Origin of the sequence: Rhodococcus sp. WB1 (genome assembly GCF_001700945.1) — a bacterium.
In the GTDB taxonomy this organism is placed as follows: domain Bacteria; phylum Actinomycetota; class Actinomycetes; order Mycobacteriales; family Mycobacteriaceae; genus Rhodococcus; species Rhodococcus aetherivorans.
Map to the genome: position 1 here is coordinate 165,101 of NZ_CP015530.1, position 17,035 is coordinate 182,135.

Here is a 17,035-nt window from a genome sequence, read left to right on the forward strand (position 1 = left end):
TTGTGCAGTTTTATGGCACAACCCTCGTTCGACATCGACACGCCCTTGGCCTACCACCTCGCCCAGCGCGACATCCTCCTGCGGCTGGACGCCGGCGCGGACGCCGAACACGTGCGCAGCCAATGGAAGGACACCATCGACCGGATCGTGGACAACCGCCTCGACGACGGCGACGCGTTCGTCTTCGTCGCCGTGCCCGAGCACGGCCAGGACGACTGAGGAGACTGAAGACAACAACGGCAGCGGCGAGTCCGGGATCGGCGCCGGGCACAAGGCCCGCGGTGACCGTCCACCCCCGGAAATGCCAGGTCGTCTGCGTGACGTCACGACCCACCGCGCACAACCGGGAGAGTGGCACCAGCTCATCTGCTGCGCCCGCGCCTGTCGCAGGGTGTCGTCCAGTGGGGAGCCCGCAGCAGCGGACCGACCATGTCCGGAGGGTATACCGGCATCCTGCGCAGCTGTCTTCTCCGGTGCCGGGTGTTGGTGCCCGTGACGGGGGCTGCCGGTAGGGCCACGCCGACGGTTGCTTTCGAGAGCGGAACCGCCACCGCGGGGTCTCGGCGAGATGGGTTCGGTACGGTTGCCGGACACCGATGCTGTCGAGCACCTCGACCACCGACAGGGGACAACGCTCATGCGCACCTTCGTCCACCTGGTGCTGTTCGGGTGCGCTCTCGCGGTGGCGGTCGGCGCTTTCCTTCCGGTCCTCGGCGACGTACAGCCCAGCGATGTCGCGCTGGCCGATCTGCGCGACGGTTTCCCCGCCGGGTTCACCGTCGAGCAGCTCGAGAATCAGGCCGCCGCGTTCTACCGGTCGATGACGGCGTTGCTGCTGCTGGCCGCGTTCCTGCTGTTGGTCGCCGCGCCGGTGGGTTCGCACGCGGCCGGGTGGCTGGGCGTGCTGCTGGATCGGCACCGCTGCGGTGTTCGGGTGGCGGTTCGACGACCGTTTCGGCGAGAGCGTCCGCGATGATTACGGCAACCTGCTCGGCGGACGCTGGGGGCTGAATCTCGTCGGCGGTGGCCTGATGCTCGCGCTGCTGGTGCCGAAGCAACGGCCCCCGGCGTGAGCCGGCGGGGTCGGCGGTGTGTGTTCGGCTCAGCGGTCCTCGTCGGGGCCGGCCGATAAGCCGGTGGTGGGGCGAGCGCCCCTGGTCCGGTCCGCGCCGTCGTCGCATTTCGTGGGGCCCGCGGGATCGGGGGTCTGCACGAGCATGCCGACCGTGGACGACGACCGCGGACCCGGTCCAGGTCTGCGTGGGCGGCGGATCCGACACGTCGGCCCGTGCTTTCGGCCGCGGGATGACGGCCGGACCCGAATCGGGTCACTCGGCGTCGTCGGTGGCAGTGAGGGCGGCGCGCGCGTCGACGTGGCCGAGGATGGTGACGGCGAGGACGGTCAGTCCGGCGAGCACGTCGTTGACGGTGGCGGGCGTGGCTTCGGAACCGAAGCCATAGTCGAACAGTATCGGCGAGAGGAGCAGCCATCCCCCGGCCAGCACGCCGGCGACGGTGGCGGTCAGTACTCGCAGCGGCCGGGTCAGTCGGGTGAGGCCGAGGACGGCGACCGCGGCTCCGACGACGATTTCGTTCCAGCGGGCGGCGGACCAGAATTCGGTGCCGGGTTCGTGCCACAGGAACGGCGACATCGCGACCCAGGCCCCGAAGAACAGGAGGATGGTGCTGACCATGCCGGGGGTCTGCGGGCCGGGCAACCGCTGGTGCCGGCGCAGGTTCTGGTCGGGGCTTCCGGCCGGTCCGGGCGTCAGGTGTTCGACGACTCGGCGGGGACCGCGGGCCTCAGGGCGGGGGAAGGGTCCGGTCGGGGGACGGTGGCTGCTCGTCATGTGAGGTTCCTCGCTGGCTTCTCCCCTCGCTCCGGTTCGGGTGTCTACCCGGCCCGGGGCGGGGTGGGAGGTCTCAGTGGGTGTCGACGACGACGGCGTAGGAACCGACCCCGACCAGACGGACCCCGGCCACCTGTCCGTGCTCGCCGAGCAGCGCGGTGATCGCTCCGGAGTCGGGATCGAACTCGACGTCGGCGACGGTGCCCCACTCGTTGCCGGCGGTGGTCAGCACGCGCTTGCCGACCAGGGTGTGGTCCTTGCCGGTCAGGGCCGCGATTGTCGCGTCGGGTTCGCCGACTGCATCCGGCCCGTCGACGATGACTGCGTCGTCCCCGAACGCGCCGATGTTCGTCCAGGGCACGATGGTGCCCGCCCCGGACTTTTTCACCTGCACCGCGACCACCCGGCGCACGGCCGGGTCCACGACGAAACCGGCGACCTGCCCCACCGTGTCGGCGGCGGCGGAGCCGACCACCTGCCGACCCACCGCGGCGGAAAAACGCATCAGCGTGCACCTCCCAGTTGCGTCCGGAACGCATCGACAGCGGCACCGAACCCCGCCAGGTCGTCACGGACGAAACCGGTCGCACTCGCCGGCACGATCAGATGTTCCCCGGACGCGGCCAACGTATCCGGCAACGGAAGAAGCATCTTGGTTCCCTTGTGCCCCGATGCCTCCGACGATTCGATCTCGTAGCCCACGACATCGCACCGCCCGTTCGCGGCGTCGCCGACCTCGACGATCACATCGACCACGGCCCCGAGGGCGGTACCGGAGTCGGTGAGCACCTCGGCGCCGAGGACGTCGTTGCCCGAGCCGTGGCGAGACGAGGCGCGCTCGAGCACCCCCGTCAGCGGGGCCAGGGCCTTCTCGTCGACGATCATGACCGCATCGGCGCCGAGTGCGGCGACATGCTCCCAGGTCAGTCCGCGATCGAGGGGGCCGGAGAGCGGCCCGCGCCCGGCGAGGGTGAATCCGGCGACCTCGCCCCCGTCGGCGGCGTAGACGATGTCCTTGACCTGGGCGACGGCCTCCCCCGCCATCGTCACCACCGGGCGGGTGGTGATCTCGCTGCACCGCATCAGCATGCTCATCGCCGGCCCTCACCGCCGGCGTCGTCGGTGGGGCGGTCGGGGTCGGCGATGATGACCCCCCCGGTCCGGCGGCGGGCCTGCACCATCAGCAGCACGCCGACGCTCACCGCGACCACCGCCGCGATCAGAATCAGCCAACCCCACCACTGCATCCGGGGTCACCCCTTCGACCCTTCCCGATCCGAGAGACCGCTGAACCAGGCTTTCTCGAGTCTACTCTCCGCGGCCGGTGCCCCACCCCCGTTCCGGACCCCGTACAGGCCGGGCGTCCCGTCTGCGCCGAGGGAGCCGGCCCCCTGTGCCCGGTCGTTTCCGGACATTCTTGACGACGGGGACACCCGGGCGGAGCTGGGCTGACCGAAATCCCCTGCCGTCGAATGGGAAAGCGACTCACCGGCCGCCGGGTCGGGCGTCCGGTGGCTTTCGGCGGTGCTTGCAGTTCGGGGTGCGCAGCGGTCCGCAACCGGCCAGCGGGATCCCGGCCGGTCAGGAGGTGAGGATCCGGTCCTCACCGGCGATCCACCGGATCCAGCCTCCCTCGAAGTTGGTTTGCCGCCCGCCCGGGACATCGAGCTCGTCGGAGGTGGGGAACCCGAACCGGCCGTTCTCGAAACCGTGGCGGCCCCATTCGGCGAAGATCGCCCCGTACACCGGGTGGGTGCCGGTGGGAGCGAAGTAGATGTTGCCCTGCTGGAATCGGTTGAAGCGGCCGATCCCGTCGGGGGTGGTCAGCTCCCCGCTGACCGGCCACCCCACGGCGGAGGTGGGCCCGCCGAGCTCGGTGTACTTGGCCCCGATCCGACCGTAGACCTCCCAGGCGCCGGTCTGCTCGGTCCAGAACATCGCGCCGTGGGCGAAGTCCTGGGACCGGCCGCCGTCACGCTCGGCTTCCTGCCCGGTGCAGCGACCCAACGGACCGTCCTCCCCACCGATCGCGATGTAGCGGGCACCGATCGCCCCGTAGGGCAGGCAGCAGGCACGTTCCTCGGTGCTGCAGGCCACCAGGAGCGCCCCAGCCACGGACCACACCGCCAGCAGACCCATTCGCCGCAGCATGTCATGTCACCTCCCACCCGCAGTCCCCCGTCAGACCGGGAGACGTGTCGAGCCCGGGGTAAACCGGTACGGCATGGGCGTACCCGAGCGCAGCGGCGACAAACCCGGCCCGGGCGACGACCGCGGCGACGCGTCCCGACCGGGCGCCAGGTGCACTTCTCTCACCCCGGGACGCCGGGGCGGCGCGGCGGACGGTCGTGCACCCGGAGGTCTGCACCGACACGATGCCGGTCCGCCACCGCGAGCGCCCGGTGCGGTCGCGGCGTTCTCGGTTCCCGGTCGCCGGCGCGGGGACGAGGTCCCCGGGTGCATCCCTTCCACACGCCGACCGTCTCGCCCGCACTCCCGGCTCGGCTCGCCGGCATCCGCCCCCCGTGCGCCGGGAGGGACGTATGGCTTCCGGGGAGTTTGGTCTCCGGTGCCCGACCGGCCGACGATGCCGACGACAGTGGCACGGACGGCCGCGGCGGGGAAACGCGAATGTGTGACCGAAACCGCGGGTGCGCGCCGAAGGATGCGAATCAGCGAGTGCATCGCCCCGGGCATCGTCGGAGACGACCTGCAATCCCTGATGCCTGCGGTGTCTGTCCGTGCCGCGCTCCGGTCTCACGCCCCGGGATCGGGAGCGGACCAGGGGGACGAGCCGCGCTGACGGACGGTTTACCGGCGGCGGTCGACGGAAACCCTGGTTGAGAGGGTCCATCCTGCACCGACTGCGCGAAGGAACGCGTGATGGCAACGCCACATTCTCGTCCGACTCGGAACTCGGTCACCTCCACTCCCGTGCAGCTCGCTGCGCTGGTGGTGGGTGCGGTGTTCCTGCTCGTCGGCGTCGCCGGTTTCGTCCCTGGTGTCACGTCCGACCTGGACCGGCTCGCCGCCGCCGGGCATGACTCCGGGGCGATGCTGGTGGGCCTGTTCCAGGTGTCCGTGCTGCACAACATTGTCCATGTGGTGTTCGGTATCGCCGGGATCGCCGCTGCCCGCCTGGCTTCGGCGGCCGGGATCTATCTGCTCCTCGGTGGTCTGATCTACCTGGCGCTGTGGGTGTTCGGCTTGCTGATCGACAAGGGTGGGTCGGTCAACTTCATCCCCCTCAACACCGCCGACGACTGGCTCCATTTCGTCTTGGGTCTCGGCATGATCTGGCTCGGAATCCTGCTCACCCGGGGAAATCGCGCCGACGCCCGCGGGACTCTCTCCTGACCGGAGCTCCGCACTGCGTCCGGTCCGGGTTCGTCTGCCTGTTCCACTGGCGTTGCCGGTCCCGAGGCTCGGTGCCCGCCGTCCTCGGCGCCACTCGAACGAGTGGACAGTTCGGAGAAATACACCCGCATACCGGGGTGTGCACCGGCGTTTTCCCTCACCGGTTTGGGGGGTGCCGGCCGGGGTAGGTCACCGGACGAGGACCTGGCCGTGCGCGGGACGGGGGTTCGCACGCTGTCGACGAACGTGAGACGAGGTGGAACAGGTGCTGTCGGACACCGAGCAGAAGAAGAAGTTGTCGCTGACCGGATCGGTCGCGCTGGGGACCGGGGTGATGATCGGCGCAGGCATCTTCGCGCTGGTCGGACAGGTGGCGGAACTGGCCGGGTCCTGGGTGCCGTGGGCGTTCGTCGCGGGCGCGCTGGTGGTTGCGTTCAGCGCCTACTCGTACGTGCGGTACTCGAGCACGAACCCGTCCTCGGGTGGGATCGCGATGATCCTGAAGGCCGCGTACGGCCCCGGTGTGGTGGCCGGGTCGTTCTCGTTGTTCATGTATGTGTCGATGATCCTGGCCGAGAGCCTGCTGGCCCGGACCTTCGGCACGTACCTGCTGCGCCCGTTCGGGATGCAGGGCTCAGCCGTGTGGGTGCCGGTCCTGGCGGTGGTGGCAATCGTCGCCGCGACGGTGGTCAACCTGGTCGGCAACCGGTGGGTGGAAGGGTCGGCGACGGCGACCGCCGCGATCAAGATCGTCGGGATCGGGGCACTGGCGGTGGCCGGGATCGCCGCCACCGGCGTGTCGGCATTCTCGCGGCTGGTCACCGGGGGCGCGGATGCGACGCCGCCGGAGAGCGGACTACTCGGTTTCCTGGCCGGCATCGCCCTGTGCATCCTGGCGTACAAGGGCTTCACCACGATCACCAATCAGGGTGACGATCTACGCGATCCCCGGCGCAACATCGCGCGCTCGATCGTGATCGCGATCGCGGTGTGCACGGTGCTCTACCTCCTGCTGACCGTCGCGGTCACCGGGAGCCTGTCGGTGCCCGAGATCGTCGCCGCCCGCGACTACGCACTGGCCGAGGCTGCCGAGCCGCTGTTCGGGTCCTGGGGTGTGTGGCTGACGGTGGCGGTGGCGGTGGTCGCGACCCTGTCCGGTTTGGTGGCGAGCCTGTTCTCCGTGTCGCGGCTGTACGACATGCTGCGACAGATGGGCCAGGTGCCCGGGTTGCCGGGGTCGGTGAATCGGCAGTCGCTGCTGATCACGGCAGCGTTGGCGCTGGTGACGGCGACGGTGTTCGATCTGAGTCAGATCGCGTCGCTCGGGGCGATGCTGTACCTGTCGATGGACATCGCCATTCACTGGGGCATGGTCCGTCGCCTGCGCGACGAGGTGGAATTCGCAATCTGGGTCCCGGCGGTGGCGATCGCGCTCGATGTGCTCGTGCTCGTGCCCTTCGTGATCATGAAGGTGCGCACGGATCTGTTCACGGTGGTCGTCACCGCAGTGGTGGCCGCCGCCGTCTTCGCGGGCCAATGGCTGATCGTGCGGCGCCGCGGCGACGCCGAGACCGATCCCCGGTCGTCGGGCGGGCACCGGTCGCAGAAGCGGTGAGATCGCCCGCGGACGGGTGGTGTCAGTTGACGGTGGGGCGGGTCGGCGGTGGCGGCTCGCCCGGCGTCCAGACGTCGAAGGGCACGTCGAAGGTCACCGAGCCGGCGCGCTCGAAGACGAAGGTGAACGGCACGGCCGTGCCCGGGTCGACAGCAGCATCGGCCATCTGCACCCGCACGGTGATCGGATTGTCGGGGGCCAGGGGTTTGTCGAGCTGTTCGATCGGCTGGCCGGCGGCCAGGGCGGTGTCCGGGCGCAACTCCAGGGCGGCGGGGTCGGCGTCGATGGTCACCGAGGTGGCCTCCTCGGATGCGATGCGCACCAGCCGGTCGACGATGTCGACGCTGGTGTTGACGGCGGTGAACGCCAAGGTGGGGTCGCCGTACCCGGAGGGGCCCTGCGGTTCCGGTTCGGCGTCGAGGTAGACGTTGCGCAGCAGGATGTGTCCGACCTCGGCGCTGCTGCCGTTGCCGCCGCCGCGCACGTCGGCGGTCTGGGCCTGTTGCCCGGCCCCGCACGCGGCGCTCAGCAGCAGCAACGGCCCCAGAACGGCGGGGAGCCGGGGGCGTGTCCGGGGGCGTCGGGGACGCGGCGAGAAGACGGTGGTCATGAACTTCGGTGCCTTTCCGATCGTGGGTGCCCCGAGGGACGCCCGGGGCAGAGGAGGGCGTTCGTTCGGCGCTTATTCGACGACGGCGCAGGCGACGCGGGGCCCGGCGTCGCCGGTGCTCAGGGTCTGCCGGTCGGGGACGGTGGCGCCGTCGGGCAGGGTGTAGCGGGTGGGGATGTGGCCGAAGTTGTCGGGGTCGGCATGCACCACCACGGCGCGGCCGCGGCCGTTGTTGTTCAGATCGGCCAGGGTGAATGCGTCGGTGGAGGTCACCAGCAGTCCGCGGCCGTCGTCGCGGACGTAGATCGAGGTCAGGTCCCCGCTGGCCGGGACGCCGGTACGGTCGCCGAGCTGCAGGTGCCCACCGGCGGAGAGGAAATCACCGCTCCGGTCCCCGTCGGGGGCGGTCGAGTCCGCCTCGCATGTGCCGTTCTCGTGGACGTGGAAACCGTGAAAACCCGGTTCCAGCCCGGACACGTGCGCCTGGATCTCGAGGAAGCCGGCGCGTTCGACGAAGGTGACCGTGCCGGCCGGATCGCCCTCGGGGTCGGCGAAGCCGGCGGAGACGAAGTTGCCTCCGGGTGAGTGTCCGGGCTCGCCCGGTATCTCGCCGGTGGTCAGCGGCGCCGGCGAGCCGGTGAACACCGACGGGACACCGGCCGGGGATTCGGGTGGATCGTTGTCGGTGGTGCAGCCGGCCGCGGCCAGGATCGCGGCCCCGGCGAGCAGGGCAGCCCCACGGCGCCGCGAGCTCCGGGCGCGCGGTGTCGGCTCCCGGGTGCAGGGACGAGTGGGGGCGGGGTGCGGCACGGTCATGGTTGTTCTCCTGTCCCTCGAGGGGCGCGTCGCTGCGCAGGGAATGCCACGAACCGGGCCCGGGGACAGTCGGGGTGAGCAGCGGGGGTGTCGCGCCGATCGTGTCGTGCGCCCGGCTCGGGCGACGCGCATGCCCCTGCCGTACCCGCACCCCCGCGGCCACAAACGAGGTCGGCGCACGTGAAGGGGCGGCCGGGAAGTGCCGGAACGGCAGGCGGGGGAGCGGCGCGCGTGGGGCCGCCGGTCGCCCCCACCGTCTGTGGCCGGGCCCGACGTAAGGGCTGTGAACTGCAAAAACGCCGGCGCCGGAGCCGCAGTCGGGCACGGCCTCGGCGGCGCCGCGCCCCGCGGCCGGGACCACATGAGTAATGCTCGACCCGCGCATTGCAATCGCATAACCATGCCGTGCTGCGCCGTACTCTGCCTTGACGCGGCGCGGGACGTTACGCGTGGAGGACAGATCGATCCGACCTGCACCCTCGATCTCCGGCCACCCCGGGCCGCGTCCGCTTCCCTGCCTCCCATATGGGCACGGTGGTCCCTGAGCCGGCCGCACGAACGGAAATGCCGTAATGACCAGCAACCCGTCCTTCGCACCCGCCCCACCCCCGACCGGGCCATCACTGTCGGCGCCGGCCACCGGCCTCGCGTCGGCTCCGGCCCTGCAGGTCCACCTCGACCCCTGCCCCGACGGTCCGTTCGTGCTCACCGTGCGCGGGGACATCGACCTCGCCACCGCACCCGCGCTCGAGCCCCATCTGAGCCGGGCGAGCGCCGACGGTCCGGCTCTGGTGCTGGATCTGACGGGGGTGTCGTTCCTCGGGTGCGTCGGCATGGCGATGTTCGACGCCGCGGCGAACCGGGTGCGCCGACGCCGCGCCACACTCACCACCGCCGTGCAACCGCACGTGCGCCACATGCTGCACCTGGCCGGTCTCGACGCCACGCTGGCGTGCTGCGACACCGTCGCCGAGGCCGTGGCCGCCACCAACGACCACACCCGAACCTGACCACCCGGGAAGGAGAAGACGATATGCGCACCCGACACCGCCTGTCCGGCCTGATCGGTGTGCTGGTGCTGATCTGGCTGGCCATCGGCGCCGTCGCGGCCGGGCAACGCGGCTACTACGACGACGCCTCGACCAACTGCGCCAGTGTCGGCACCATCGCCGCCACCGACGTGGCCGGACCGTTGAACTACGCCGGGGTGAACCCGACCGTCGACTGCGAATACCCCCAACCCAGCCCGTAGGGGAGGACACGGAAAGGAAGACTCATGGCAGCACAGGACCGACCCGTCCAGCCCATCCTGATCGACCTGAACGACACCGACCTGACCCTGGTCGATCCCGGTGACGACATCCGCGGCCGCGCCGTGTACGACCGCGACGGCGACAAGATCGGCACCGTCGACGGTCTGCTCGTCGACGAACAGGACCACACCGTACGGTTGCTGAGAATCGGATCCGGCGGCTTTCTCGGCTTCGGCCAGACCGACCGCCTCGTCCCGGTCGACGCCGTCGCGCGCATCGACCCCGACGCGGTCCATCTCGACCGCACCCGCGGTCACATCGCCGACAGTTCCCCCTACGATCCGGAACTGGCCCACGCCCCGCAGTACTACGCCGACCTGTACGGCTACTACGGATACCGCCCGTTCTGGGGCCCCCGCGACATCCCCCCGCCCGTCTCCCCCCCACATCCGATGAGCGACCACCCGCCCCGACCACCTTTCGTCCCGCCCGCGACCGGCCCGCACACCAACTCGGCACCCCGCCGTGCGCAGCCGCCCGCCCCCGACCCCGAGGGCCTTTCATGACCGACACGAACGCAGACCTGTCCGCACCCGCAACGACCAGCACCGAATGGATCAAACACCATCTGGCCCGGATGGACTCGGAGCCACCGGCTCCGGTATCCAGCCCCGGCCCGCGGATACCGGCCTGGGACCACGGCGCAGCCGGCGGGGGCACTTCCCGCCCCGAGGCGCCCTGAAGGCCCTGTCCGGCTTCCGGATCGACCCGGGCAAGGTACCTGTTGCCCGGTCCGGCCTTGTCCGACCCGAAGGGGTGGCCAAGCGTGTGGTGGCGGCGCGATGGGCGGGGAGGCGGCAGCGCAGGTCACCGACCTGGCCCGGGAGCCGAAGGTGCGTCGGCAACTGTGAGCTGCGGACAGCTACCGGGCGGTGCACGACGTCGTGGTCCGCGCTCAGGGGAAGCGGGCGCGCCCCAGCGGCCAGGTCCCTTTCCTCCGAAATCTGCGCTCCGGGCGAGTACCCCCCCGGGCCCGCCGTCGGAACCCGCCCGGCTCCCCGCCGTCGGTGCCAGGCACCGGGCACGGGGGCGGCCTACTACGCTGAACGGAACATGATCGATCGTCTGCCTCTGGCGCCGTGCCCGGTGACCGACTGGAGCGACGAGCGTCGCACAGCGGTCTTGCGCGCCACCCGGTGGGGTCATCGCTGGGGGCGGTTCGGGTGGCTGCGCCGGGCCCTGGTGTGGTCGGCGCTCGTGCTCGTGGCGGTGCTGACCCTGTACGGGCAGTACTGGCTCCACGACGTCGCCCCCGAACGGGAGAGGCTGGCTCACACCCGTCCGGATCTGCATCAGGTTTTCGAGGCGGCCGAGCTGGCCGACCGGGCCACCGCGGTGGTCGATCTGGTCGGACTCGGCAACCTCGACGCCACCGACACCGCTCGCTCCCTGCCGGCCCTGGCCGCGCTGGGGCAGGTGTGGGCGGTGCAGTACGACAACGCCGGTCTCGACACCGCGGTGATCAGCCGGATGATCGTCGCGCACGCGGAGCAGGCCGGGGTGGAGCGGATCGTGCTGGTCGGACACAGCATGGGCGGCATCCTCGCGCTCGAGGTGGCCGAGCACGTCGTCGCCGACCCGGACCTGGACCTGCTGGCCGTGATCTTGGACTGCACCCCGATCGATCTGCACGCGGTGCGGGCCGAAGCCCGCGATGCGGGGGAGGACCTGCTGCGCTGGATGGGCTGGCTGCCCGGCGCTCGGGAAAGCCGCACCCTGCGCCTGGTGGTCGAGGTGGCCGCCCGCCGGGACCGCTACCTCCTCTCCCACCGGCACCGCCTGCCCACCGTCGACCCCGGCGCCCTGACCGAGGCCGTCACCGACGTGCTCCGGGACAAAATCTTCTCCCGCCGGGCCGCCAGCAACGGGCTGATCGAGGCGCAGTTCCGGGCCATCGTCGCCTCCGGTGCACTCGACCACCTGGGGGCGCTGGCCGTGCGGCGGGGGGAACGCTCGGCTCCGGCGGTGGTGTTCCTACGGCCCCGCCGCGGTACCGACGACGAGGTCGTCGACGTGGACTACACCCAGACGGTGTTGTTCGACCGGATCGGAGGCCCGCAGGGCCAGCTGCGGGTGGTACGGCTCACCGGTACCGGCCACGCCAATCCCATCCAGCAGCCGCAGGCCTACAACGCCGCCGTCGCCACGAAGATCGTGCCGTTCCTCGACCGTCTCGCCGGGCAGGACGAGCGCCCGGTGCTCGCCGGCGGGCGGTGACCCCGGCACCCAGGTCCCGGGGCGTCGGGCTGTAGTGGTTACGCGCGAGAGGTTTCCGCGGGTCGGGGGCTGCCGTCGGGAGATTGCATGGTGTGTGTCACATGTTCTGCCCTCGCGATGGTCGGATCGGTTCGGTATCCGAGGCGCCACACCGCTCCCTGCGGTCGCTGTCCTGGCGAGTCCCGTGGCGTACCTGCGGCACGCGCACCACCGTTTCCCCGGGGCGTGTAGCCACCCCATCTCCACCGAACCGGTGTCCCGGGCATTCGCCGCCTCTGCTGCCCGGACCGGGAAGGAAGGTCCTCGCGTGCCTCGCACCCCACCCGCACCGTCCTGCCCGTCATCGAGACACCCTCTCGCGCTGCTGTTCGTGCCCGCGGTCGTCACCTGGGCGGAGCTGTCAGCGGGAGCGGTCGCTGCCGCGGCGGGCCAGTCGTTCCCGATGAGCATGCTCGCCGTCGCTCCGGCGATGGCGACGGCCGCGGCGGCAGCCGTGCTGCTGCGGCCCTGACCACCACGCCGACACGAGTGAAACGATGATCTACCGCGCTACGTAGTCCGTCCACCGGGTTCAGCACCGCCGCGCTCAAGGCCCGTATCGATGCGATGTTCGCCGAGCCGACCCCCACACCGCCGGGACCGGTCCCAATCCAGGCCTGTTCCGGACCGACCACGGTACCGGTGTGGCTCGTCGCGCTGGGACGGGTGACGCTACCGGGCACCCCCACCCGCTCCTGGCATCCTCGAAGCCGACCACGCCGTTCTCGAGGCGAGCGTCGGCTGGCCCCCGACCGCCCGCCGCACAGACTTCGCGGGCGGTGCTCGGGGGCGTGAGCGTCGGCGCTCAATCCAAGGAACCGATCAACTCCCGGCAGGCCTGCTCGCATCGCCGGCACGCCTCGGCGCACGTCTTACAGTGCGCGTGGTGGGAGGCGTGCTGGGCGCACTCGTCCCCGCAGGACTTACATGCCGACGCGCAGGTCTCGAGCACCGAACGCGTCAGGGCGGCGTCGTAGCCGGTGCGGCGCGAAAGGACCCGGCCAGTGGTGTCGCAGATGTCGGCGCAGTCCAGATCGGTGCGAATACAGTTGATCAACTCGGCCACCGTGTCCTCGCTCAGGCAGGCGTCGGCGCAGGCGGTGCAGGCCTGGGCGCATTCGATACACGCCTCGATGCACGCGGTGAGCTTGCCGGTGTCGAGGCCGCCGAGGTCCTTCGGGTAGCTGTCGAGCATGGCCGCTGCAGTGCTCATCAGTGGCTGTCCTTTCGTCGGGGAGTCGAAGCATCGGAGCTGCACGCTCCGGTATCGACTCGCGTACCCACCGAACCGGCAGATAATGCGAGAGGCCGAGATCTTCTCCGGCCGGTTCCGGTGCCGGGGCGTTGCTGTTACGCGGTGCTCAGCGGCCGGTGGCCGTGATCGGCACCGACGTGTGCGCAGATCTGCGCCCCATCTCGCCGGTGTGCAGGTATCCGGTCTCCAGACACGGGGTGGGTGGCAGGGGCATGGTTGGACGTCGCTGCCCTCCGGACGATGCCGGTCGGAGCCGACTTGTCCCCCCGGCGGACCCGATGACGTCCCGAACTCAAATCACAGTGGCAAGGTCTTCTCACCTGTGCAGCGTCGATCCGGGGCGCCGCGCATGCGCCCGCGTCTGTCGGGGTGCTTCGTCTCGCTGCCGGTGTCCCTCACGGCGGGTCCCATCGCCCCTCGAGTGCCTGGCCGACCCGCCGGGCGAGGTCGTCGAACTGCGCACGGTTCGCGGCCTCGTGGCCGGCGATGTGCTTCTGCAGTCGCCCGAGCTGGTCGGTGATCGCCGCACGCTGCTGCGCAGTGGCGGCCTTCCACGCCAGCTCCCGCAGCATCGACAGCAACGCGTCCAGCACCGCCGGATCGTCGGCACCGTAGAGCCGCGGCTGAGTGCACACCAGATCCAGCAGTTCGGCGAAGGTCGGTCGCGCCAGCACCACCCGGACCCGCCCGTCTTCGTCGCACAGGGGGTACGGGCCGAGTCCGAGGTCGAGTAGGTCGCCCAGGACCGCGGTGCACGAGACCAGTCCGTGCACCGCGGTGGTCGGATCGTTGATGCCGGGCGACAGGGCCCGCACCACCACATCGGTCAACTGCCGCAGCCCGTACCCGATGTCCTGGACCGCGGTGCGTTCGCTGCCGGTACGCAGCGCACCGCGCACCCGGACGCACAGCCTTCGGGCCTCGTCCTCGGTCAGGGGCTGCGGACGCGGGGACCACCACGACGCGACCGGCGTGCCCGCCAGCGCCGGACTGCCGACCGGCCGGAGCACCCACACCACCGCCTCGGCCTGCTCGGCGGCGGCGAGCAGCGCGTGTTCGTCGAGCTCGACCAGGAATCCGGACGAGGCCGCTTCGACGTAGTGCGGGCTCGGTGGTGGGACAGGCAGTGCGGGCCGATCCTGCCGATCCGGAGGCAGCAACCTGGTGGCGGTCTCGCAGGTGGCGGCGCGCACCTGTTCGAGCACGGCCTCGACGCGGATCTGCCGGACCAGATGCCCGAGGAACAGCACGAGTGCGAGGACGCTGGCCACTGTCAGCAGGTACGCCGTCGTCAGGGCTATCTGCGGGACGAACCCCGGCCCGGCGGTGTCGCCGCGGACGGTGCGCAGCACGGTCAGCGCGTAGGCGAACGTCGCGAGGAACAGCCCCAGGGTGCGCTGGACGACCCGGTCGGCGGCGAAGGTGCGCAGCAGCCGCGGCGAATACTGACTGCTGGCCAGCTGCAGGGTCACCAGGGTCAGCGAGAACGTCAGCGAGGTGACGGTGATCAGCGACCCGGCGACCACGGCCAGCACCTCGCGAGCGGCGTCGGCACCACCGCCGAACAGGTACCCCGCCACCGTCGGTGGCAGCCGGTCGTCGACGGCGGCGTCGAGCTCGGGCAGGCCGATGCCCGCCAGCACGGCCAGCAGCACCGCCGCCGCCGGGACCGGCCACAACCGCGACCGCATCGCCTCGGCGAGTGCCCGGCGCCGGTCGAGCACCGCGGTGACCCGGCCCTGCGGCCGGTCGGCGCCGGACGCGTGTACGGACCCGGTGGAGGGCATCAGTGTTCACCGGCGGTCGAGGTGCCGGGACCGGGGCGCTGACCTGGATGCGTCACATCGTCGAGGGCGGATCCGTCCCCGTACCGGTCGCCGGTGACCACGCTCATGCTGCCGTCGGTTTCGAGCACCACGGCCGCGACCCGGCCGAGGTCGCCGGCGCCGGACGCACGGACCGCCTGCCGGACCTCGGCCGGGCTGACGCGCTGTTGCCGCAGCGCCGAAGCCAGCACGGTGCCATGCTCGACGAGCAGGGTCGGGCGGGCGGTGAGTACGGTGCGGCCCCGGGGCCAGCGCGAGGAGACGAACGCAGCGAGGTACTGCAAGCCGGCCAGCAACGCCAACGCCACGACACCTTCGCTCCAGGACACGTCCGCGCTGAGCAGGATCGTGGCCAGGGTCGAACCCAACGCGACGGTGACCACCAGGTCGAACGCATTGAGCTTGGCCAGGGTCCGTTTACCGGACACCCGCAGCACGACCACCAGGGCGACATAGGCGGCCGAACCCACCGCCAGCACCCGCACCAGCGCGGACCACGAGTCGAACCACATTCTTCGGGCATACCCCGGCGCCGGCGGGGTAACCGTCCGGTGATGGCTACCGACCACACCGACCACTCCGATCCCGCGTTGCACTGCCGGTGGGCGGCGAGCAGATCGTGATCGACCACCGGTACGAGAGCGCCTCGATCGTCAACGACGTGCTGGTCGCGGTGTTCTTCACCACCGGCAGCGTGCTGTTCTTCTCCGAGTCCACCCAGACGGTGGGTACCTGGCTGTTCCTGCTCGGCTCGCTGGATCTGCTCGCCCGGCCGGTCATCCGGCTCGGCCGGCGTGTCCACCTGCAGCGCCTTCGCGCCCGCACCGGCGACGACCTCAGCTACGACTACTGACCCGCCGGCCCGAGCCGGCGCGGTACGATGCCCGACCGGCGATCAGCGCGGCCGGGCAGACGGTGTCGCCGGTGCGGTGGAGCGACGGTAGAGGACGCGTCCGACGACCGCGGTGACACCGAAGATCACCGTGCTGGTCGCCAGCACCAACGACCCGGCCGCCAACACCGTCTCGTTCGCGCCCAGCCGCTCGGCCTCGAGGGTCAGGTAGAACAACGCCGACACCCCGATCGGACCGAACCAACCCAGATACAGCGCATCGGGCTGCGGCAGACGCAGCGGGCGGCGCAGCAGCAGCAGAATCGGTACCCGGCGCAGTGCCAGCACCGCGAGTGCCAGCGTCGGCCCCGCCCAGCCGAGCTCGACCCACTGCTGCCACGGCAGCATCGCTCCCAGCAGCACGAACAGCGGCAACACCGCGAACCGGTTGATCGCCTCGTCGATCGGGACCTCCGCCGCCCGCTCGCGACCGGTGCCGGTCCGGTTGAACGCCAGCCCGCCGACGAACACCGCCAGCACCCCGTCGACATGGGCCAGCCCCGACACGCCGAGAATGCCCAACGCGAGCACCACGGTGAAAAACAAGGCCGGGGCGGGGGCGGTGGCGCCGTACTTCTCCCCCCACCGCAGCGCCCGGCCGCCGGCCCAGCCGATCATCGCGCCTACCAGGGCCGCGCCGAGGATCTGCCACACCGACTCCACCGCCGCCTGCCCCGCCCCCATGCCGCCGGCGAGCGCGATCGCAGCCAGCACCAACGGCAACGCCAACCCGTCGTTGGCGCCTGATTCGAGGGACAGAATCTGCCGATCCCGGGCGGGCAGATCCTGCTCGGCGGGTTCCCCGGTCACCACGCTCGACGCCAGGACCGGGTCGGTCGGGCACAGGGCAACGCCGAGCAGCACCGCCGCTGTCAGCGGCACGGACAGCACCGCCCACCCCACCCCGGCGGTGACCGCGGCCATGACTGGCATCGCCACCGCCAGCAGCAGCGCGACCGGGCGCCACTGCCGACGTACCTCGGTGATCGGGTAGCGCAGCGCTACGGCCATCACCGACATCGCCAGCAGGATCCGGCTCACCTCGTGCAACAGCGTGTGTTCGACTGTCACCGGCGCGAGGCGGAGCACATCGAGAACGTAGGGCCCGAGCAGGACGCCGGCGGCCAGCCCGAGCAGCGGTTCGGAGACCGGAAGCCGGCGCATCTGCGACGACAGGGCCGCCACCGCGACCCCGAGTACGCCGAGCGTGGCGAGCACAATGTCGACAGTCATGGCTGAGAGTTG

At 71.0% G+C, this 17,035-nt stretch carries 21 protein-coding genes; 10 read left to right on the top strand and 11 right to left on the bottom strand.

Going from position 1 to position 17,035, the window contains the following annotated elements; all coding sequences use genetic code 11:
* The first annotated feature begins 12 nt into the window (after positions 1-12).
* Together A4U64_RS27240 and A4U64_RS27245 are read left to right on the top strand one after the other, a co-directional pair.
* Positions 13-219 (top strand): hypothetical protein, encoded by a 207-nt coding sequence (locus A4U64_RS27240; protein WP_003937982.1) that lies wholly within the window; start codon positions 13-15, stop codon positions 217-219.
* Between the two features lie 418 nt (positions 220-637).
* On the top strand, positions 638-976 hold the full coding sequence (locus tag A4U64_RS27245) for a hypothetical protein (RefSeq protein ID WP_232334219.1): 339 nt from the start codon (positions 638-640) through the stop codon (positions 974-976).
* A gap of 352 nt (positions 977-1,328) precedes the next feature.
* Here the strand turns inward: A4U64_RS27245 and A4U64_RS27250 are convergent, their stop codons facing one another.
* The 5 genes from A4U64_RS27250 to A4U64_RS27265 form a co-directional block, all read right to left on the bottom strand.
* Entirely contained in the window at positions 1,329-1,850 is a 522-nt protein-coding gene (locus A4U64_RS27250) for an SPW repeat protein (RefSeq protein WP_065923696.1), read from the bottom strand.
* A gap of 73 nt (positions 1,851-1,923) precedes the next feature.
* Positions 1,924-2,355 (bottom strand): PRC-barrel domain containing protein, encoded by a 432-nt coding sequence (locus tag A4U64_RS27255; RefSeq protein WP_065923697.1) that lies wholly within the window; start codon positions 2,353-2,355, stop codon positions 1,924-1,926.
* Entirely contained in the window at positions 2,355-2,945 is a 591-nt protein-coding gene (locus tag A4U64_RS27260; protein WP_065923698.1) for a PRC-barrel domain-containing protein, read from the bottom strand. Before A4U64_RS27260 ends, A4U64_RS27255 begins: the two co-directional genes overlap by 1 nt.
* Positions 2,942-3,097: a hypothetical protein gene (locus A4U64_RS28650; RefSeq protein WP_198163460.1), complete on the bottom strand. Its 156-nt coding sequence runs from the start codon at positions 3,095-3,097 to the stop codon at positions 2,942-2,944. Before A4U64_RS28650 ends, A4U64_RS27260 begins: the two co-directional genes overlap by 4 nt.
* Before the next feature lie 334 nt (positions 3,098-3,431).
* Positions 3,432-4,001 carry an LGFP repeat-containing protein gene (locus A4U64_RS27265; protein ID WP_065923699.1) on the bottom strand — a complete coding sequence of 190 codons (570 nt, stop codon included), beginning with the start codon at positions 3,999-4,001 and terminating at the stop codon, positions 3,432-3,434.
* Positions 4,002-4,733: 732 nt separating this feature from the next.
* Here A4U64_RS27265 and A4U64_RS27270 point away from each other — a divergent pair.
* Complete coding sequence (locus A4U64_RS27270) at positions 4,734-5,207, top strand: DUF4383 domain-containing protein (protein WP_157127639.1); 474 nt, start codon at positions 4,734-4,736, stop codon at positions 5,205-5,207.
* Between the two features lie 256 nt (positions 5,208-5,463).
* Positions 5,464-6,822: an APC family permease gene (locus A4U64_RS27275; RefSeq protein WP_065923701.1), complete on the top strand. Its 1,359-nt coding sequence runs from the start codon at positions 5,464-5,466 to the stop codon at positions 6,820-6,822.
* A 22-nt stretch (positions 6,823-6,844) separates the two neighbouring features.
* On the opposite strand, the gene A4U64_RS27280 is transcribed toward A4U64_RS27275, so the two are convergent.
* A complete protein-coding gene (locus A4U64_RS27280; RefSeq protein WP_065923702.1) occupies positions 6,845-7,432 on the bottom strand; it encodes a hypothetical protein in 588 nt (195 codons plus the stop codon).
* A 72-nt stretch (positions 7,433-7,504) separates the two neighbouring features.
* On the bottom strand, positions 7,505-8,248 hold the full coding sequence (gene sodC, locus A4U64_RS27285; protein ID WP_065923703.1) for a superoxide dismutase[Cu-Zn]: 744 nt from the start codon (positions 8,246-8,248) through the stop codon (positions 7,505-7,507).
* Between the two features lie 572 nt (positions 8,249-8,820).
* On the opposite strand from sodC, the gene A4U64_RS27290 reads away from it, so the two are divergent.
* The 5 genes from A4U64_RS27290 to A4U64_RS28405 all read left to right on the top strand — a co-directional run bounded on the left by A4U64_RS27290 (position 8,821) and on the right by A4U64_RS28405 (position 12,289).
* Complete coding sequence (locus tag A4U64_RS27290; RefSeq protein WP_084648753.1) at positions 8,821-9,258, top strand: STAS domain-containing protein; 438 nt, start codon at positions 8,821-8,823, stop codon at positions 9,256-9,258.
* A 23-nt stretch (positions 9,259-9,281) separates the two neighbouring features.
* On the top strand, positions 9,282-9,500 hold the full coding sequence (locus A4U64_RS27295) for a hypothetical protein (protein WP_065923704.1): 219 nt from the start codon (positions 9,282-9,284) through the stop codon (positions 9,498-9,500).
* Positions 9,501-9,524: 24 nt separating this feature from the next.
* Positions 9,525-10,067 (top strand): PRC-barrel domain-containing protein, encoded by a 543-nt coding sequence (locus tag A4U64_RS27300; protein ID WP_065923705.1) that lies wholly within the window; start codon positions 9,525-9,527, stop codon positions 10,065-10,067.
* Between the two features lie 547 nt (positions 10,068-10,614).
* Entirely contained in the window at positions 10,615-11,778 is a 1,164-nt protein-coding gene (locus tag A4U64_RS27305) for an alpha/beta fold hydrolase (RefSeq protein ID WP_065923706.1), read from the top strand.
* Positions 11,779-12,085: 307 nt separating this feature from the next.
* Positions 12,086-12,289 (top strand): hypothetical protein, encoded by a 204-nt coding sequence (locus A4U64_RS28405; RefSeq protein ID WP_157127640.1) that lies wholly within the window; start codon positions 12,086-12,088, stop codon positions 12,287-12,289.
* A gap of 333 nt (positions 12,290-12,622) precedes the next feature.
* On the opposite strand, the gene A4U64_RS27310 is transcribed toward A4U64_RS28405, so the two are convergent.
* From A4U64_RS27310 to A4U64_RS27320, 3 genes are all read right to left on the bottom strand, one after another.
* On the bottom strand, positions 12,623-13,030 hold the full coding sequence (locus tag A4U64_RS27310) for a four-helix bundle copper-binding protein (RefSeq protein ID WP_065923707.1): 408 nt from the start codon (positions 13,028-13,030) through the stop codon (positions 12,623-12,625).
* A gap of 437 nt (positions 13,031-13,467) precedes the next feature.
* Positions 13,468-14,859, bottom strand: a complete 1,392-nt coding sequence (locus A4U64_RS27315; protein WP_065923708.1) for a DUF2254 domain-containing protein — start codon at positions 14,857-14,859, stop codon at positions 13,468-13,470.
* Positions 14,859-15,410, bottom strand: coding sequence for a DUF421 domain-containing protein (locus A4U64_RS27320; protein ID WP_065923709.1), 552 nt, complete (start codon positions 15,408-15,410; stop codon positions 14,859-14,861). The genes A4U64_RS27315 and A4U64_RS27320 overlap by 1 nt, the downstream gene beginning before the upstream one ends.
* A gap of 107 nt (positions 15,411-15,517) precedes the next feature.
* Here A4U64_RS27320 and A4U64_RS27325 point away from each other — a divergent pair, with 107 nt between their 5' ends.
* The gene (locus A4U64_RS27325; RefSeq protein ID WP_335740042.1) at positions 15,518-15,751 is read left to right on the top strand and encodes a YrhK family protein; all 234 of its coding nucleotides are present in this window, start codon (positions 15,518-15,520) and stop codon (positions 15,749-15,751) included.
* A 42-nt stretch (positions 15,752-15,793) separates the two neighbouring features.
* Here the strand turns inward: A4U64_RS27325 and A4U64_RS27330 are convergent, their stop codons facing one another.
* On the bottom strand, positions 15,794-17,023 hold the full coding sequence (locus A4U64_RS27330) for a cation:proton antiporter domain-containing protein (protein ID WP_040782505.1): 1,230 nt from the start codon (positions 17,021-17,023) through the stop codon (positions 15,794-15,796).
* Positions 17,024-17,035 lie beyond the last annotated feature (12 nt).

Coding starts and splice junctions, on each gene's coding strand:
- A4U64_RS27240 (WP_003937982.1), top strand. CDS start 13: ATGGCACAACCCTCGTTCGACATCGACACGCCCTTGGCCTACCACCTC.
- A4U64_RS27245 (WP_232334219.1), top strand. CDS start 638: ATGCGCACCTTCGTCCACCTGGTGCTGTTCGGGTGCGCTCTCGCGGTG.
- A4U64_RS27250 (WP_065923696.1), bottom strand. CDS start 1,850: ATGACGAGCAGCCACCGTCCCCCGACCGGACCCTTCCCCCGCCCTGAG.
- A4U64_RS27255 (WP_065923697.1), bottom strand. CDS start 2,355: ATGCGTTTTTCCGCCGCGGTGGGTCGGCAGGTGGTCGGCTCCGCCGCC.
- A4U64_RS27260 (WP_065923698.1), bottom strand. CDS start 2,945: ATGAGCATGCTGATGCGGTGCAGCGAGATCACCACCCGCCCGGTGGTG.
- A4U64_RS28650 (WP_198163460.1), bottom strand. CDS start 3,097: ATGCAGTGGTGGGGTTGGCTGATTCTGATCGCGGCGGTGGTCGCGGTG.
- A4U64_RS27265 (WP_065923699.1), bottom strand. CDS start 4,001: ATGCTGCGGCGAATGGGTCTGCTGGCGGTGTGGTCCGTGGCTGGGGCG.
- A4U64_RS27270 (WP_157127639.1), top strand. CDS start 4,734: ATGGCAACGCCACATTCTCGTCCGACTCGGAACTCGGTCACCTCCACT.
- A4U64_RS27280 (WP_065923702.1), bottom strand. CDS start 7,432: ATGACCACCGTCTTCTCGCCGCGTCCCCGACGCCCCCGGACACGCCCC.
- sodC (WP_065923703.1), bottom strand. CDS start 8,248: ATGACCGTGCCGCACCCCGCCCCCACTCGTCCCTGCACCCGGGAGCCG.
- A4U64_RS27290 (WP_084648753.1), top strand. CDS start 8,821: ATGACCAGCAACCCGTCCTTCGCACCCGCCCCACCCCCGACCGGGCCA.
- A4U64_RS27295 (WP_065923704.1), top strand. CDS start 9,282: ATGCGCACCCGACACCGCCTGTCCGGCCTGATCGGTGTGCTGGTGCTG.
- A4U64_RS27300 (WP_065923705.1), top strand. CDS start 9,525: ATGGCAGCACAGGACCGACCCGTCCAGCCCATCCTGATCGACCTGAAC.
- A4U64_RS27305 (WP_065923706.1), top strand. CDS start 10,615: ATGATCGATCGTCTGCCTCTGGCGCCGTGCCCGGTGACCGACTGGAGC.
- A4U64_RS27310 (WP_065923707.1), bottom strand. CDS start 13,030: ATGAGCACTGCAGCGGCCATGCTCGACAGCTACCCGAAGGACCTCGGC.
- A4U64_RS27315 (WP_065923708.1), bottom strand. CDS start 14,859: ATGCCCTCCACCGGGTCCGTACACGCGTCCGGCGCCGACCGGCCGCAG.
- A4U64_RS27320 (WP_065923709.1), bottom strand. CDS start 15,410: ATGTGGTTCGACTCGTGGTCCGCGCTGGTGCGGGTGCTGGCGGTGGGT.
- A4U64_RS27330 (WP_040782505.1), bottom strand. CDS start 17,023: ATGACTGTCGACATTGTGCTCGCCACGCTCGGCGTACTCGGGGTCGCG.